Genomic DNA, 18175 nt, shown 5'->3' on the forward strand with positions numbered 1-18175 from the left:
TTAATTTACTGCACTATATTTATCAATTCGCTTAAGGAACAAGTTGTTTGCTCTCCTTTTAGCATATTTTTAAGTGTATAAACTTCGTTTTCTATTTTAGATACAACAAATTCAATTTCTCTATTAGTTACATATTTCCATTGTTTTTTTTGTTGTTTATTACTCGTTCCTACATCAGGATATAATTCACTTTTAATCCCCTTTGCTCTTAATTCTTTTATTGCTTTTAACTGTGGCATATTCATTTCTGAATCAAAATTCAAAAACAATACTTTGGGCTTTGGTAATTTCACAGCGTTAAACAAATCTAATTCTTCCAGTACTAAATAAATACGATCCAGTCCGAAAGAAATTCCAACCCCACTAACATCTTTCAACCCAAAAATTCCTGTCAAATCATCATAGCGTCCACCACCACCAATAGATCCCATTTTTACTTCTTTAGGTGCCGCTACTTCATAAATAGCTCCTGTATAATAATTTAATCCTCTTGCTAAAGTTACCTCTACTTCTAAAGAAGCAGAAGTCAACCCTAATGTTGCAATTGAATTTATTACAAACTCTAATTCAGCCACTCCTTTCAGCCCTTCTTCAGAGTTTGCTAACATTTCTTTTAAAGAAGCTAGCTTGTTCCAATTAGATCCAGAAAAATGGAATAGCGGACTTACTTTTTCTATAGCTTCTGGGGCTATCCCCTTAGCCAACATTTCATTTACTACACCTTCTTCTCCTATTTTATCTAACTTATCTAAAGCTACTGTAAAATCTATAAGTTTGTCTTTTGCTCCAATAACTTCTGAAATACCCGATAGTATTTTTCTGTTATTAATTTTGATAGTCGTTCCTGTCAAACCTAACTTACTAAAAACGGCATCATATAATTGTACAAACTCTACTTCTTGCAATAATGATTTGCTACCTACCACATCTGCATCACATTGGTAAAACTCTCTAAAGCGTCCTTTTTGCGGACGATCAGCTCTCCAAACAGGTTGTATTTGATAACGCTTAAAAGGAAAAGAAATTTCATTTTGATGTTGTACTACATACCTAGCAAAAGGCACTGTTAAGTCATAACGCAATGCTTTTTCTGAAATTTTAGAAATAATTTTTGTACTTTCCTTTGCTTTCAAAAGGCTTTCATCTACTTTTTTTAAATAATCTCCAGAATTTAAAATTTTAAAAATTAACCGATCACCTTCTTCTCCATATTTTCCCATTAATGTAGCGGAATTTTCAAAACTCGGTGTTTCTATAGGTTGAAATCCAAAAGTTTCAAAAGCACTTCGAATCGTATTAAATATATAATTGCGTTTTGCTACTTCTGTTGATGAAAAATCTCTTGTTCCTTTTGGGATACTTGGTTTCATAATACTGTTTGTGTTTCATCTCTTTAAATAGCTTGTATGCTTTTTATGGCACACCAATTCCATTTAAAGAAAAAATTCTACTTAAGCAGGCAAATATCAACATTTTTGATGTAAATATTATCTAGAAAATACTCTTTTATTTTTTTGCTTTAATCTATAAATAGCGGCATTTAACTCAAAGCCTAATAAGAGTATGATTGCATTTAACCATACAAATAGCATCAATATTAATAATGTTCCTATAGAACCATATAATTGGTTATAGGTAGCAAACTTTAATACATAAATACCAAATAAGTAAAAGGTAAATAATGACAATACTGCTGTTAGAATAGCTCCTGGCGAAAAAAACTTTACATCTTTTCCTTGTTTTGTTCCATATCTAAATAACATGGATACGATGGTAAAGTTCATTAATAAAAACAAAAAACCTCTTCCCCAATAAAATAAATTCAAATCGCCAGTATTGAGCCACCCGTGCTCGTCTATTTTTGCTAGCGCTATTTGATAAAAAATAACCAATGCTACAGTTACTACTAAGAACAATGCCATTAGTAAAGAAACCGCCAACGATATAAAATAGGCTTTAAAAACATTTCTAAATTCTTTGACATGGTACGAATATTCAAAACCTCCAAAAATAGCATTCACGCCATTAGTCATTAAAAAAATAGACGCTAAAAATCCGAAGGATAATAACCCTCCATATTGATTATTAATAATATCATTTAATACTGAATCTACTGCTGAAAAGGTTTTTGGGGGTAATATTTCTGAAATGAAAGTAATTAAGCCTTCTTGAAATCCTGCTATTGGAATGTACGGTATTAAGGTTAATACAAATAACATAAATGGAAAAATTGCCATAAAAAAGCTGTATGCAATTCCTCCAGCTCTTGTTGTTAATGCTCCTTTTACAATGCCTAAAATGTACATTTCTATGACATCGTATAAAGACATTCCTTCCAATCCTGGAATTTTTATTTTTTTCCCTATTTTCATAAACCAGCTTAATACTGGCACTTTAGCTAAGTTATCTTCTATTCTCTTTGTCATTTTTTTTATATTCAAGATACTCTTTTATCAATGAACGCAATCATGTAAAGCATCTTTTAGACTTCTAAGGAACGTTTTTTCTACAAATTTACTACAATTTTATATCTATCTAACAAACCTATCAATCCTTCTTTTGAAAACTTGGCTCCTTTTAAAAAGTTTTTTTCTGGATCAATACTATAATTCATGGCTGTTTTAAAATCCGCTTTTTCGATATTTGTTTGGTAAAATACCGCTTTCTCTAACGTAGTATTATCAAAAACGGCATTTACTAAATTAGTTTCTGTAAAATCTACAGCCTGTAAATTACAGTTTATAAACTTTGTATGGGGTATTTTTAATTGGTAAAAGGAGGCATAGTTAAGCGCGCAGTTTTTAAAACTAAATTGCAATAAAAAAGGATCGCATTTATCAAACTTCACCCCTATCATTTTACAATTGATAAAAGCAACATCTTTAAAAGCTGTGTGATGTATTATGGTATTGCTAAAATTACAATTTATAAATTCACATGTTATAAACTGAATATTAGATGCATGTATATTTTCAAAATTACAACACTCAAAGGAACAGTTGTCATAAGTTCCTTTTTCGATTTTTGTTTTGGTAAAATCTATTTTTGTAAATGATGTATCATCAAAATAAGCTTCCATAGTAAAATAATAAGGGGCAAAATTATCGGTTCTCTTATTGCAATCCTCTAGCTTTTAACATAGGAGTTGTTTGCGGATTTCTACCTGCAAAAATTTTATACATTTCAGCATAATCCATTGTGTTTCCTTTGGAAAGGATTTCTTCTCTAAATTTTTGTCCGTTTTTACGCGTTAATAAACCATTATTTTTAAACCAATCGTAAGCATCATGACTCAACATTTCTGTCCATAAATACGAATAATACCCTGCTGCATATCCTCCGCTAAAAATATGCGCAAAGTAAGTGGAACGATACCTTGGAGGTACTTCGTTTATTTTTAGGTTCATTTTTTGCAATGCTGTTTCTTCAAACTTATCGATATCTGTTATTTTAGTAGCTACTGAAACTGTATGCCATTGCATATCTAAATTAGATGAACAAAGGTTTTCTATGATAGCGTAACCTTGATTAAAAGTTCCTGCTTCTTTTATTTTTTTCAATAAGCTATCAGGAATCACTTCTCCTGTTTTATAATGCAATGCATAATTATGCAGCACTTCTGGATGCATTGCCCAATTTTCATTAAATTGAGAAGGAAATTCTACAAAATCTCTTGCTGTGCTAGTTCCTGAAATAGAAGCATATTTTTGATTTCCAAACAATCCGTGCAAGGCATGTCCAAACTCATGAAACATGGTTGCTACTTCATCAAAACTAATTAATGCAGGGGCTCCTTTAGCTGGTTTAGAAGAGTTACATACATTATATATCACAGGTTTTTGCTTGCGCAATTTAGATTGCTTTACCAATGCATCCATCCAAGCACCTCCTCGTTTACTATCTCTTGCAAAAAAATCTCCATAAAACAATCCTAACTGATCTCCATTTTCTTCAAACAACTCATATACCATAACATCTGGATGATAGGTGGGAATATCTGTACGTTTTTTAAAGGTAATTCCGTACAACTTATTTGCTGCATAAAATACTCCTTTTTCTAAAACTGTTGTTACTTCAAAATATGGTTTTACTTCTTCTTCATTTAAATTATACTTTGATTTTCGAACCTTTTCGGCATAATGATTCCAATCATATGGTGTTAGCTTAAAGTTTTTTCCATTTTTATGAATTTCTTCTTGAATTTCTTTTACTTCTGATGCTACTTTATTTAAAGAACCTGGTATTAAGTTTTTCAACATTTCAAAAACCTTTTCAGGTGTTGTTGCCATAGTGCCTTGTAAACTCCAAGCTGCATAATTGTCAAATCCTAAAATTTGCGCTTTCTTAGCCCTCAATAGCACCATTTTCTTTACAAGTTCACGAGTATCATATACTCCTGTATCGGTTCTATGAATAGATTTTTCAAATAGTTGCTTGCGTAATGTTCTATTTTCTAATGACTGCAATATGGGTTGCTGCGTCGTATTTATCAATTGAATTTCATAAGCATCTTCTTTTTTCAACGCGGCTATCTTTTCTTCAGAAATTCCTTTTAAAGCTTCTTTGCTCAATACTTTAATTCCTCCTTTTTTACTTGCTTCTAATAATTTTTTTCCAAAATCATTAGACAAGCTAGCTAACTGCGAATTGATTTCTTTTAATGCTTCTTTTTGGTTTTCAGCTAAATTAGCTCCTGCTTTTACAAACTTTTTATAATATTCTTTTACTAAATGTGCCGATTCTTTGTCTAATTGCAACGTTGCAAGTTGTTCGTAAACCTCTTTAACTTTTTTGAACAGAGCGGTATTCAAATAAATATTATCTGAATGTTTGGATAATTTTGGCGCTAATTCTTTTTGATTTGCTTTTATCGTATCATTGGTATGAGCACTTGCTATTACTGAAAAAACCGATTGTACATTGTCTAAAGTTTTACTACTTTCTTCTAAAGCTAATATGGTATTTTCAAAAGTTGGTTGATCTTTATTCTCTATAATTTGAGTAATTTTTTCATTTTGAAATTTCATTCCCTCTAAAATCGCGGGCATAAAATGCTCATTTTTTATTTTTGAAAAATCAGGTGCTCCATAAGCAAGCTTACTTTTTACTAACAACGGATTTTCTATTGTATTTGCTACCATTTCTTTTTTTACTTCTTTGGTATTATTACAGGCTATTGCAACCAACAAAATTCCTGCTACTACTATGTTTTTTTTCATCTGTATCTAAATTATGTATCCTTCTTAAAAGTTTTGCTAAGCCACTATATATTCATGTTATTCTACTGCTTTTAAACTTAAGTCTAAATTATGAACAGAATGCGTTAAGGCTCCTGATGAAATAAAATCTACGCCACATTCAGCATATTTACGAATTGTTTTTTCATTGATTCCTCCGGAAGATTCTGTCAAACAAGCATCTCCTATTAAAGCCACTGCTTTTTTAGTATCCTCATAATTAAAATTATCTATTAAAATTCTATACACTCCGTCATTTAATAAAATTTCTTTGATTTCTTCTAAGCTTCTTGCTTCTACAATAATTTTAATATCTAATTTTTTTGCTGCTAAATATTTTTTTGTTTTGGTGATTGCAGCTGTTATCCCCCCCGCAAAATCAATATGATTATCCTTAATCATTACCATATCATATAAAGCAAACCTATGATTTTCTCCTCCTCCTATTTTTACGGCCCATTTTTCTAGAGCTCGAATTCCAGGCGTTGTTTTACGGGTATCTAGTACTTTTGTTTGGGTACCTTTTAAAAGGTTTGCAAAGAAATTTGTTTTTGTTGCAATAGCACTCATGCGTTGCATGGCATTCAACACTAAACGTTCTGCTTGTAAAATAGACTGTGATTTTCCGGAAACATAAAAAACAACATCTCCATAAGCTACTTTTTCTCCATCATGTATGAAGGTTTCTACCTTTAAAGTCGGATCTACATATGCAAAAACCATTTTAGCAAACTCAACACCTGCTATAATTCCTTCATCCTTTACTAACAATTTTGCTTTTCCTTCTGCTGTTTCAGGAATACAAGATAATGAAGTGTGGTCTCCTTCTCCAATATCTTCTCGTATTGCATTTGCTATTATTAACGCTAATTCTTTATTAAATTGCTCTTTTGATATCATATTTTTTGTATTCTGATGTAAAAGTACTAATTCGTAACTCATAATTCATAATTTTGCCTTATGAAAATTAAACTACTGGCTATTGGTAAAACCGATGACAAAAACCTAATTCAATTAATTGATACGTATCAAAAACGCCTGAAACATTATATTAAATTTGAATTGGAAATTATTCCTGATATTAAAAACGCTAAAAATCTTAGTAGCCCTCAACAACGAGAAAAGGAAGGGGAATTGATTCTTTCAAAAATTCAAAATACAGATCAATTGGTACTACTGGATGATAAAGGAAAAGATTTTACTTCTATAGGGTTTTCTGAATATCTTCAAAAAAAAATGAACTCAGGTATCAAGCAATTGGTATTGGTCATTGGAGGTCCTTATGGTTTTTCAGATGCTGTATATAAAAAAGCTACTGGAAAAATTTCTCTTTCTAGAATGACATTTTCTCATCAAATGATTCGTCTTTTTATTGTTGAACAACTTTATCGGGGCTTTACCATTCTTAAAAATGAACCCTACCATCATGAATAAGCCTTATAAGTTTTATTTATTTTTAAATTTTATTTTATAGTAAAAAAGACCTACTTTTGTCGCCCCTAAAAAATACTAAGATCAATATGAAAACATTAAAACTTTTAATAACCCCTGTTTTTTTCATGTTTTTTGTCAGTCTTCAGCAAACTTTCGCTCAAAATGACATCAAATCCCTAAAAACAAAAATAAAAAGTAAAGAAAACCAAATTAGTGTTAATGAAGAAATTCTAATGAGTGGTATTAAAACACTAAAACGTGTAAAAGCTAATTTAGAGGATTTTAAAACTAGTAGAAAAGCTACCAAAGAAAATATTGATAGGAAAGAAAAAATTGTTGCTAATATACAAAACAGGCTTAGTAAATTAAATGTTCAAATTGAGGATCAAAAAAAGCAATTGGCTTCTTTTAAAAGAAAATTGAACAAAAAGAATAAGCGAAATCCTGCTCCTATTGAAACTCCAGCAAAAGAAGTAGTTGAAACTACTGATAGTAGCAATGCTTTACCGACTACTATTGATGATGATAAAAAAGGGCTAGCTTTGCGTAAACAACAACTGCAAGCTGCTCAAAAAAAGCTTGAAGAAGAGCGAAAAGCAAAAGAAATTGCTTACTTAAAACAACAAGAAGCGTTGCGTTTAGAAGCCGAAAAACTAAAGCAATTACACAATGAAATTAAAGCAGAAGAACAATCTATCATTAAAGAAAAAAGTACTTTAATTAGTGATTATGAAGATGATATTAGTATTAATGAAGAAATTTTAGTAAGTGCTAAAGAAGGATTGGCTAAAATGGAAGCTAAATTGGAGGAAGCTAAAAAAGATCCTACTGCTTCTAAAGAAAGTATTTCTCGTAAAGAAACAATTGTTCTTAAAATTAAAAAGCGTTTGGAAAAAATTCAAAGCGATATTGATGCTAAAAAAGCAGAACTAGCAAAATTAAAGTCTTAAGTAATTTTTACTTGATATGACATAAGAAAGCGAAATTTAGCAATGCTAAATTTCGCTTTCTTATGTGAATTTGTTTTTTATTTATATATGGGAAAGCCAATATTTATGAGCCATGGTCAATATTTGGATCGCAATGCTTCACCTATACAAATGAGGAGTACAAATTTACCTTTTTTTAGAATTGACAAAAAGGAATTATTAAATATATATATACCTAATGTACCTATTATTAAGGAATACAAACTAAATTTAACGACAGATCCTATTTTTAGTCAATCAAACATCAAGAGTATTTATTCTATGGGAATTAATTTTCTTAGAAATAAATTAGGCAGTCAAGACGATGAATTTATCGTAACCTATCAAAAAACACCTCAAGAACTTGAAATGATTTACATAGGTAATAGATATAAAAAATACGGAGATCATGAATTGAAAAAGTACTTTTATAAAGAATGGAATGCAGTAGCGAGTTATAAATTAACGGAAAAGTCTAGTTCTTGGAAATCAAATTTTAATTTAAGTCCCGCTCCTTATATTTTTCCTAATTTTATAGATTACAAAGTAGATATTTATGGATTAGCACATAGAGGAAATGAATGGCAAGGAAAAAGATTAATCGTAAAATAATATATATATGAAAAATTTAATTTTTATTATGATTTGTTTGTTTATTACAAACTTATATTCACAAGAAAAAAAAAGAAAGAGTACCCCTTTTCATACAGTTGACTTAAGTTTTTCAATACCCAATCAAACAAGATACGATTCCTCTTTATTAGATCCTAATGGAGCATATCTTCGAGATTACGATATTGAACTACGTAAAGCAGCAACCTATGGAGTTACCTATACCTACAATTACCCTCTTTTAAATAGACTTTATTTAGGTGTAGTAGGAGGATATTCAAATCATATAAGTCCTAAAATATCAAATATCAAACTAGGTGGAATTTTAAGGTATAAATTTATTGATGCTCTCAATCCAGCAAACTTTTATTTACTAGTAGCACGTAACATATCTTTAAATGAATATTTTAAAAATGGATTTGGAAATATTAGAGTAGGAATGTCCTTTTCTGTTTTAGATAAGAAAAATTATAATTTAATGTTAGGTGGTTTTTGGGATTATAGTAGTGGCGAAACTAAGAAGCCTATTATCGATCCAAATGAAGGTAAGGGATTTATTTTTTTAAAATCTTACGGTATAAGTTTTGGCGTGCAATTTTAAATTCAAAATGTCTAGCTTGTATTTTAAATAAAAAAAAAGCATACACCTATATTAAAAAGATATAAGTAAAAAAGGCTAATCATCTAAAAAGATGAAAAGCCTTTTAATTGTAATTAATTGAATACATAACCTAAAATTTAGACATGATCCTTTCACAGATATACAGAAATAAAAGTTTTTGAAAGGAACTGGGAAACCTTTTTTAAAAATACTTATCAATTCTAAAAGTAAACGATAAATCCCAATAAAAGCTAATAATGTAAGCTTACACTTGTACAAACTTTTACCCCAATTTCTTGTACAAACTTTTTTACCCACTTCAAAAAACTTGTACAAAATTTTACCCCAATTTCTTGTACAAACTTTTTTACTCACTTCAAAAAACTTGTACAAACTTTTACCCCAATTTCTTGTACAAACTTTTTTACCCACTTCAAAAAACTTGTACAAACTTTTACCCCAATTTCTTGTACAAACTTTTTTACTCACTTCAAAAAACTTGTACAAAAAGAAACTCAAAATCAATTGATTACAACTTAAAACGGCAATAACAGTGACTTTTTTTTTATAAATGAGCTACTCTCCTATTTTTTATGTAGAAAAAAAACAATCATTATAGGTTCATTTTATAAAGAAAGGCTACGCCCTATTAACAGCTAAAAAAGCATTACATTTGCTGTTGTAAATTTCCATATACAATGAAACTTGTTTTTGCTACTAATAATGTAAATAAACTTATTGAAGTTCAAAAAATGCTTCCTAGTACTATTCAATTACTAAGTTTAAAGGATATTGGTTGCTTTGATGATATTGAAGAAACAGCTACTACTTTGGAGGGCAATGCTACCATTAAAGCGAATTATATTACTCGTAAATTTGGTTACAATTGCTTTGCTGATGATACAGGCTTAGAGGTGGAAAGCTTGCAAGGTGCTCCTGGAGTATATTCTGCTAGATATGCTGGAAAAGAAAATAATGCAGAAAAAAACATTCAAAAACTTTTAACAGCTTTACAAGGCCAGCCTAATAGAAATGCACAATTTAGAACCGCTATTTGTTTAAACTTAAATGGTGAGCAGTTTTTGTTTGAGGGAACTTGTAAAGGTTTTATTACTATTGAAAAACAAGGAAACAACGGTTTTGGATATGATCCTGTATTTCAACCTGAAAACTTTGATGTGTCTTTTGCAGAAATGACTCCTGAAGAAAAAAATAGTATTTCCCATAGAGGGCTAGCAATTCATCAATTAATTACTTTTTTAAAATCTATTGGCTAATTGAATTCAACAAAGAAATATACAAAGCGCTTTATGCTTTTATCCATTTTATTGGTGTTTCTTTTTTTTTCTAACATTAGTATAGGCTCCGTATCCATTCCACTAAACGATATTTTTAATACTTTGTTAGGTAAAATGGCTTCTAAAGAAAGTTGGCAAACCATTGTGTTGCATTATAGGTTGCCAAAATCTATTACTGCTATTTTGGTAGGTTCAGGACTTTCTATTAGTGGTTTATTGATGCAAACTTTATTTAAAAACCCATTGGCGGGTCCTTTTGTCCTAGGTATTTCTTCTGGAGCTAGTTTAGGAGTAGCTTTACTCATTTTAGGAGGGCACTTTCTAGGAGGCATCTACGTAACATTTGCTCTTGCTAATTGGTCAGTTGCCATTGCCGCTAGCTTAGGCTCTTTTTTGGTTTTAGCAACTATTATTATACTAGCCCGTACAATTAGAAATACCATGTCTATTTTAATTATAGGCTTAATGTTTGGTAGTGTAACTGCTGCAATTATTAGTGTATTAACTTATTTTAGTGAAGCAGCACAAATTCAACAATATCTATTTTGGAGTTTTGGTAGCTTGGGCAACTTAACTTGGAAACAATTAATCGTTTTTGGAGCTATTTACCTAGTAGCTATGCTTTGTACTTGCTATATTGTAAAACCGTTAAACAGCCTTTTACTTGGGGAAAATTATGCCAAAAGCTTGGGGATTGACATACAAAAAAATAGAATCATGATATTACTTATTACGAGTTTATTAACAGGAGTTATTACTGCTTTTGCTGGACCTATAGCTTTTATAGGCTTGGCAGTTCCTCATATTGCTAAAATGGTATTTGCTACTTCCAATCATAAAATACTACTTCCTGCTACTGCTATTATAGGCGCTATTGTTTTATTAATTTGCGATGGTATTGCACAACTCCCTACGAGTGAATTTACATTACCTATCAATGCCATTACCTCTTTATTTGGAGCTCCAATGGTTATTTGGCTGTTGGTTAGAAAAAGAAAAATATTTGTATAAGAATATGAAAAAGTTAGCTTTTTTTAGCTAATTTTCTCTTTTAAAAATAAAAAACAATCAAAACACAAGATAACATTCTTCATACAACGCAACTTTCTATTGGCTACCGTTCTAAAAAAAAAGAGCAAACCATTGTTTCAAATATCAATGTATCTTTTAAAAAAGGAACTTTTATTGCACTATTAGGAAAAAACGGTATTGGAAAATCTACCTTATTACGTACGCTTGCCAATGTTCAAGCGCCTCTTAAAGGAAGTATTTATTTGAATAACCAAGCCATTTCAACCTATACCCCTCAACAATTAGCTACTTGTATGAGCTTGGTACTTACTGAGCATTTGCCTGAAAGTCAACTAACGGTTTTTGAGCTCGTTGCACTTGGACGCCAACCTTATACAAATTGGATAGATCAATTAACTAAAGAAGATGTTCTTAAAATTTATTGGGCTATTGAGCAAACAGAAATAACACATTTAAAAAACAAGCGTTTTTATGAATTGAGTGACGGGCAGTTACAACGTGTTCTTATTGCGCGCGCATTAGCGCAGGATACCGAAATTATTATTTTAGACGAACCTACCGCGCATTTAGATATTCATCATACTTTTAACGTTTTTTCTCTTTTAAAGAAACTTATTAAAACAACTCAAAAAACAATTATCATTTCTACCCATGAGGTAAATTTAGCCATACAACTGGCTGATGAATTTGTTTTATTAACTGAAAATAACGTGTTTAATGGCAATGCTGATACTTTAATTGCGCAAAATGTCTTTGACGAATTATTCCCTAAAGAACTGATTGCATTTAACAAAACCTTAAAACAATTCATGATTCAAAAAGCCTAAGTTTGTTAGCCTCCTAGTTTTTATTACTTTTGGGAGCAAATCAACGTACGTAAAAGACTAACAATTAATGAAAAAAATACTTTATATAGCTAGTGCTTTGGCTTTTGTGGCTTGTGGATCAAGTAAAGAAGTGTTAAACGAAACTCCTAAAGATACGGATTATGCTAAAAAATATGCTGAAACGATCACTGCTAAAGATTTAGGCAAACATTTATTTGTATATGCTTCTGATGAATTTGAAGGTAGAGATACTGGATCGCCTGGACAAAAAAAAGCCGTTGCTTACTTGAAAGATTTTTATAGTAGCCAAGAAATTCCTTCTCCTTTAGGAAAAAACACCTATTTTCAAAAAGTTCCTGCTGCTTTTTTAAGCAATAACCAACGCGGAATTCCTTTAAAAGATTCTGAAAATGTAATTGCTTATATTAAAGGAAGTGAAAAACCAAATGAAGTAATTATCATTTCTGCTCATTTAGATCATGAAGGTATTAAAGATGGAAAAATTTATAACGGTGCTGATGATGATGGCTCTGGAACAGTAGCTATTTTAGAAATTGCGCAAGCTTTTAAACAGGCCGCCAAAGCAGGAAAAAGACCTAAACGTTCTGTTGTTTTCTTACATGTTACTGGAGAGGAAAAAGGATTGCTAGGGTCTAAATACTATACAGAAAATCCTATTTTTCCTTTGGCCAATACAGTAGCTAACTTAAATATTGATATGGTAGGAAGGGTAGATGAACTTCATAAAGAGACGCCTAACTATGTGTATTTAATTGGTTCGGATAAGTTAAGTACAACGCTACACAATATTTCTGAAGAAATGAACAAAAAGTATATGCATATTAACTTAGATTATACTTATAATGATGAAAATGATCCTAATCGTTTTTATTACCGTTCTGATCATTATAATTTTGCGAAACACAACATTCCTATCATTTTTTATTTTAATGGAGTTCACGAAGACTATCACCAACCGTCTGACACTCCTGATAAAATTGATTATGATTTATTAGAAAATAGAACTCGCTTAGTTTTTTATACTGCTTGGGAACTCGCTAATAGAAATGAGCGTATCATAGCTGATAAAGTGAAATAAAACGACATACTACGAACTTTTTAAATAAGAACCTCGCCATATTGCGAGGTTTTTCTTTTTGTCATATCTTTATTTTCTAAATTAATCTTATAAAAAAATGTCCTCTTCAAAAAAAATTCCCTTCACATTCCTTTCCAAATTATCCTTTTCCTTACTAATGGATACATCAGAAAAAACAGCTTTTCTAATGAAAAAAAACATCTATATAGCCAGTGCATTACTACTTGCGGCTTGCGGCACTAATAAAGATACCTTAACTTATACACTAACCAACTCAGATGGTGCTAAAAAATATGCCGAAACTATTACTGCAAAAGAACTAAAAACAAATTTGTTAGCATATCATGCTGATGGTATTAAGCAAAAGAAAAGCATTGCTTTTTTAAAAAATAATTATACAAAGCAAGGAGTTACTGCTCCTTTAAGCAATAGTAATTATCTTCAAAGAGTTAGTCGCCAACGCAAAGAGCAACCGCAAGATGCTAAAAATGTAATTGCTTACATTAAAGGAAGTGAAAAACCCAATGAAACAATTCTGATTTCTACACATTTAAATCATGGCAACTCCAAAGAAGTTGATGCCGATCATTCGGGTACTGCTTCTCTTTTAGAAATTGCAAAAGCATTTAAAAAAGCGGAGAGAGCAGGGATACGCCCTAAAAGATCCATTGCTTTTTTACACCTTACGGGAAGTGAAAAAGGAACACTTGGTTCTGAATATTATATTAAAAATCCTGTTTTCCCTCTCCAAAGCATTGTGGCTAATTTAGATATTGATATGATTGGTAGTGTTGATGCTTACCATAAAAACAATCCTAATTATGTATATGTAACGGGTTCTGACAGGTTAAGTACTGAATTGCACCGTATTTCTGAAATGATTAATAAGAAGTTTACCAACATTCAATTAGATTATTCGTACAGTCATCAATATGATACAGATAGTTTTTATGCCCAATCACATCATGCAAATTTTGTTAAACATAAAATACCTGTTATTTCTTACTTTAATGGTACTGAAGAAACAACGCGTACTCCTATTAATTATGACTTGCTAAAAAATAGAACTCGTTTAATTTTTTATACTGCTTGGGAGTTGGCTAACAAAGCCAATCGCCTTATTATTGACAATGCTGTTTATAACCAAGCTTACCAAGAAAATTACCAAAGAGATGGCATTATAGACATCATTAACAAGGCTCGTAATTCTTATGTGTTAGTAGATCCTTTTCAAAAAAATGTAGCTGCTTCTGTTGCTGCTATCAAAGCGAGAGGAAACGAAGTAGGTGCTTATATAAATATTGGCGCTGGAGAAACGTATAGAGATGATTTTAACGCTATGAAACCTTTTTTAGTGAAAAAAGTTTGGAGCGAATGGGATGGTGAGTATTTTGTAAATACCACTACTACAGGTATTGTTGATTTAATGAAAGCGCGTATAGATAAAGTTGCTGCTTGGGGGTGTGACTGGGTAGAGTTTGATAATATGGATTGGTTTTATGATGATGAATCAAGAGCTACTTATGGCTTTAAAGTTACTAAAGAAGAAGGGGTGGCTTACTACCAAGAGCTTTGTGACTATGTACATGAAAAAGGCATGAAGTGCATGGCTAAAAATACTGTTGAAAATGCTTCTAATTTTGATGGTGTGCTTTATGAATCTTATAAAAAGAATATGAATTGGTGGGATGAAGCTGGAACGCAACGCTTTTTAGATGCGGGTAAGGTAGTTATCATCAATCATTACAACGAAAAAAAATGTGAAAATGCCTATTTAAAATATAAAAGCATCTATAAAGGGAATATTTCTTTTATTTGTGAAGATGCGAAACTAGAAAAATACGTGCACTTTAATAAATAATAGGCACTACTCTACAAAATGTGTAAGTTCAAAATATCAGGATTAGGTTATTTATAGTCTAATCCTGTTTTCAGATATAGCTAAAAATTGATGTAATATTATGCTCCAATTTATTAGGTAGTCCAATCCATATTACTACCATCCTCCAACACGTTCTCGTTCTGTTTGTTGCGCTGGTGTTGCTTCTGGTGTAGGAATATTACTACCATATAATGGTTTGGGAAAACCTAGTTTTTTTCTACGCTCAAAATCTCGCTCTCGATACGCATCAAAAGCCGTACCTGGAGGTAAAGGACGATTTTTATCCATATACCATACATAAAAACTCCAATCTTTATAAGGTTCACTTCCATAAAAAGTATATAACAATGTAAACCTTCTAGGATTAAACGTATTTACAAATTTTAAGTATTCACTATCTACATAATCATCAACACCTCCTGTTACTGTAATGACTGCATGCAGCTCTTTAAACCTTCCTTTTAAAGGCTTTCGAAAATAACTATCAGGATAGGTTACCATACCTGTCAATCTATTTAACTCAAATATTTTATAGTTTTTATTCGCATACAATCCGTAAATCATCCAAAACAAACCGCCTAATATTAAAAGGATAAACAGCAGGATATAATATTTATCATTTTCAGGCAACTCGGTATCACCTGGCATAAACAACCCTATAACACCAAAGGCTACAGCTCCAATACCCCAATACAGGTTTGATGTTAAAAAAATACGGTGTGACTCAAAAAATATCTGATCATCAGCTTGTTTTAGCATCCCTTCTTCTCCTATCTTGCTAATAAAGTCTTTGTCATATACTGTAGGGTATTCTAATATTCTATGTGGTTGTTTCATTCTTAGTCAATATAATATGCCATTTTTTATTTTACCTTCACTGTATTCTTCGTCTTATATTAGTTATTTCAAATAGCAATCCATATTACTACCATCCTCCAATACGTTCTCGTTCTGCTTGTTGCGCTGGTGTTGCTTCTGGTGTAGGAATATTACTACCATATAATGGTTTGGGAAAACCTAGTTTTTTTCTACGCTCAAAATCTCGCTCTCGATACGCATCAAAGATCTCACCTGGAGGTAAAGGACGATTTTTATCCATATACCATACATAAAAACTCCAATCTTTATAAGGTTCACTTCCATAAAAAGTATATAACAATGTAAACCTTCTAGGATTAAACGTATTTACAAATTTTAAGTATTCACTATCTACATAATCATCAACACCTCCTGTTACTGTAATGACTGCATGCAGCTCTTTAAACCTTCCTTTTAAAGGCTTTCGAAAATAACTATCAGGGTAGGTTACCATACCTGTCAATCTATTTAACTCAAATATTTTATAGTTTTTATTCGCATACAATGCATAAAACATCCAAAACAAACCGCCTAGGATTAAAAGGATAAGCAACAGAATATAATATTTATCATTTTCAGGCAACTCGGTATCACCTGGCATAAACAACCCTATAACACCAAAGGCTACAGCTCCAATACCCCAATACAGGTTTGATGTTAATAAAAAAGCAAATGATCTAAAAAAAACCTTATCATCAGCATGGTCTGAAAGCTCTCCGTTTTTTTCATAAACTGTAAAGTCTTTGTCATATACTGTAGGGTATTCTAATATTCTATGTGGTTGCTTCATTCTTAGTCAATATAATATGCCATTTTTTATTTTACCTTCACTGTATTCTTCGTCTTATATTAGTTATTTCAAATAGCAATCCATATTACTACCATCCTCCAATACGTTCTCGTTCTGCTTGTTGCGCTGGTGTTGCTTCTGGTGTAGGAATATTACTACCATATAATGGTTTGGGAAAACCTAGTTTTTTTCTACGCTCAAAATCTCGCTCTCGATACGCATCAAAGATCTCACCTGGAGGTAAAGGACGATTTTTATCCATATACCATACATAAAAACTCCAATCTTTATAAGGTTCACTTCCATAAAAAGTATATAACAATGTAAACCTTCTAGGATTAAACGTATTTACAAATTTTAAGTATTCACTATCTACATAATCATCAACACCTCCTGTTACTGTAATGACTGCATGCAGCTCTTTAAACCTTCCTTTTAAAGGCTTTCGAAAATAACTATCAGGGTAGGTTACCATACCTGTCAATCTATTTAACTCAAATATTTTATAATTTTTATTTGCATACAATCCGTAAAACATCCAAAACAAGCCGCCTAATATTAAAAGGATAGGTAAAATTCTTTGCTGGTTATTTTCTGTTGAAGCTATCAACCATACACCAACTACAATACCTCCAATACCCCAATACAGGTTTGATGTTAATAAAAAAGCAAATGATCTAAAAAAAAACTTATCATCAGCATAATTTAAGAATTTTCCTTTTTTTTCACAAACTATAAAGTCTTTGTCATATACTGTAGGGTATTCTAATATTCTATGTGGTTGTTTCATTCTTAGTCAATATAATAGTTATTTCAAATAGCAATCCATATTACTACCATCCTCCAATACGTTCTCGTTCTGCTTGTTGCGCTGGTGTTGCTTCTGGTGTAGGAATATTACTACCATATAATGGTTTGGGAAAACCTAGTTTTTTTCTACGCTCAAAATCTCGCTCTCGATACGCATCAAAAGCCGTACCTGGAGGTAAAGGACGATTTTTATCCATATACCATACATAAAAACTCCAATCTTTATAAGGTTCACTTCCATAAAAAGTATATAGCAATGTAAACCTTCTAGGATTAAACGTATTTACAAATTTTAAGTATTCACTATCTACATAACCATCAATATTTCCTGTTACTGTAATGACTGCATGCAGCTCTTTAAACCTTCCTTTTAAAGGCTTTCGAAAATAACTATCAGGATAGGTTACCATACCTGTCAATCTATTTAACTCAAATATTTTATAGTTTTTATTTGCATACAATCCGTAAATCATCCAAAACAAACCGCCTAATATTAAAAGGATAGGTAAAATTCTTTGCTGGTTATTTTCTGTTGAAGCTATCAACCATACACCAACTACAATACCCCCAATACCCCAATACAGGTTTGATGTTAAAAAAATACGGTGTGACTCAAAAAATATCTGATCATCAGCTTGTTTTAGCATCCCTTCTTCTCCTATCTTGCTAATAAAGTCTTTGTCATATACTGTAGGGTATTCTAATATTCTATGTGGTTGTTTCATTG

General features: G+C 31.3%; 18 protein-coding genes. 9 read left to right on the top strand and 9 right to left on the bottom strand.

Features of this window, described 5'->3' with window-relative positions; all coding sequences use genetic code 11:
• Positions 1-5 precede the first annotated feature (5 nt).
• From hisS to nadC, 5 genes are all read right to left on the bottom strand, one after another.
• On the bottom strand, positions 6-1370 hold the full coding sequence (gene hisS / locus MARIT_RS10630) for a histidine--tRNA ligase (RefSeq protein ID WP_100211501.1): 1365 nt from the start codon (positions 1368-1370) through the stop codon (positions 6-8).
• A gap of 117 nt (positions 1371-1487) precedes the next feature.
• A complete protein-coding gene (locus MARIT_RS10635; RefSeq protein WP_024741021.1) occupies positions 1488-2426 on the bottom strand; it encodes a YihY/virulence factor BrkB family protein in 939 nt (312 codons plus the stop codon).
• A gap of 80 nt (positions 2427-2506) precedes the next feature.
• Entirely contained in the window at positions 2507-3079 is a 573-nt protein-coding gene (locus tag MARIT_RS10640; RefSeq protein WP_100211502.1) for a pentapeptide repeat-containing protein, read from the bottom strand.
• Between the two features lie 34 nt (positions 3080-3113).
• Positions 3114-5219, bottom strand: coding sequence for a M3 family metallopeptidase (locus MARIT_RS10645; RefSeq protein ID WP_100211503.1), 2106 nt, complete (start codon positions 5217-5219; stop codon positions 3114-3116).
• A gap of 57 nt (positions 5220-5276) precedes the next feature.
• Complete coding sequence (gene nadC, locus MARIT_RS10650) at positions 5277-6137, bottom strand: carboxylating nicotinate-nucleotide diphosphorylase (RefSeq protein ID WP_024741024.1); 861 nt, start codon at positions 6135-6137, stop codon at positions 5277-5279.
• Positions 6138-6197: 60 nt separating this feature from the next.
• Here nadC and rlmH point away from each other — a divergent pair, with 60 nt between their 5' ends.
• The 9 genes from rlmH to MARIT_RS15520 all read left to right on the top strand — a co-directional run bounded on the left by rlmH (position 6198) and on the right by MARIT_RS15520 (position 14969).
• Positions 6198-6671, top strand: a complete 474-nt coding sequence (gene rlmH / locus MARIT_RS10655; RefSeq protein ID WP_024741025.1) for a 23S rRNA (pseudouridine(1915)-N(3))-methyltransferase RlmH — start codon at positions 6198-6200, stop codon at positions 6669-6671.
• 86 nt (positions 6672-6757) lie between these two features.
• A complete protein-coding gene (locus MARIT_RS10660; RefSeq protein WP_100211504.1) occupies positions 6758-7621 on the top strand; it encodes a hypothetical protein in 864 nt (287 codons plus the stop codon).
• Between the two features lie 87 nt (positions 7622-7708).
• Positions 7709-8251: a hypothetical protein gene (locus tag MARIT_RS10665; protein ID WP_100211505.1), complete on the top strand. Its 543-nt coding sequence runs from the start codon at positions 7709-7711 to the stop codon at positions 8249-8251.
• A 7-nt stretch (positions 8252-8258) separates the two neighbouring features.
• A complete protein-coding gene (locus MARIT_RS10670) occupies positions 8259-8852 on the top strand; it encodes a hypothetical protein (RefSeq protein ID WP_157926252.1) in 594 nt (197 codons plus the stop codon).
• A gap of 698 nt (positions 8853-9550) precedes the next feature.
• Positions 9551-10129 (top strand): non-canonical purine NTP diphosphatase, encoded by a 579-nt coding sequence (locus MARIT_RS10680; protein WP_024741029.1) that lies wholly within the window; start codon positions 9551-9553, stop codon positions 10127-10129.
• A gap of 33 nt (positions 10130-10162) precedes the next feature.
• On the top strand, positions 10163-11161 hold the full coding sequence (locus tag MARIT_RS10685) for a FecCD family ABC transporter permease (protein WP_100212033.1): 999 nt from the start codon (positions 10163-10165) through the stop codon (positions 11159-11161).
• Between the two features lie 143 nt (positions 11162-11304).
• Positions 11305-12009 (top strand): ABC transporter ATP-binding protein, encoded by a 705-nt coding sequence (locus MARIT_RS10690; protein WP_317042300.1) that lies wholly within the window; start codon positions 11305-11307, stop codon positions 12007-12009.
• A 67-nt stretch (positions 12010-12076) separates the two neighbouring features.
• Entirely contained in the window at positions 12077-13108 is a 1032-nt protein-coding gene (locus MARIT_RS10695) for a M28 family metallopeptidase (protein WP_100211508.1), read from the top strand.
• Between the two features lie 187 nt (positions 13109-13295).
• On the top strand, positions 13296-14969 hold the full coding sequence (locus MARIT_RS15520) for an endo alpha-1,4 polygalactosaminidase (protein WP_024741033.1): 1674 nt from the start codon (positions 13296-13298) through the stop codon (positions 14967-14969).
• Between the two features lie 135 nt (positions 14970-15104).
• Here the strand turns inward: MARIT_RS15520 and MARIT_RS10705 are convergent, their stop codons facing one another.
• The 4 genes from MARIT_RS10705 to MARIT_RS10720 form a co-directional block, all read right to left on the bottom strand.
• Positions 15105-15827 (bottom strand): hypothetical protein, encoded by a 723-nt coding sequence (locus MARIT_RS10705; RefSeq protein WP_100211509.1) that lies wholly within the window; start codon positions 15825-15827, stop codon positions 15105-15107.
• Positions 15828-15915: 88 nt separating this feature from the next.
• Positions 15916-16638, bottom strand: a complete 723-nt coding sequence (locus MARIT_RS15770) for a hypothetical protein (protein ID WP_197706277.1) — start codon at positions 16636-16638, stop codon at positions 15916-15918.
• An 88-nt stretch (positions 16639-16726) separates the two neighbouring features.
• Entirely contained in the window at positions 16727-17428 is a 702-nt protein-coding gene (locus MARIT_RS10715; protein ID WP_100211510.1) for a hypothetical protein, read from the bottom strand.
• Between the two features lie 43 nt (positions 17429-17471).
• Positions 17472-18173, bottom strand: a complete 702-nt coding sequence (locus MARIT_RS10720) for a hypothetical protein (RefSeq protein ID WP_100211511.1) — start codon at positions 18171-18173, stop codon at positions 17472-17474.
• Positions 18174-18175: the final 2 nt, after the last annotated feature.

Source organism: Tenacibaculum maritimum NCIMB 2154 (assembly GCF_900119795.1).
GTDB classification, from domain to species: Bacteria; Bacteroidota; Bacteroidia; order Flavobacteriales; family Flavobacteriaceae; genus Polaribacter; species Polaribacter maritimus.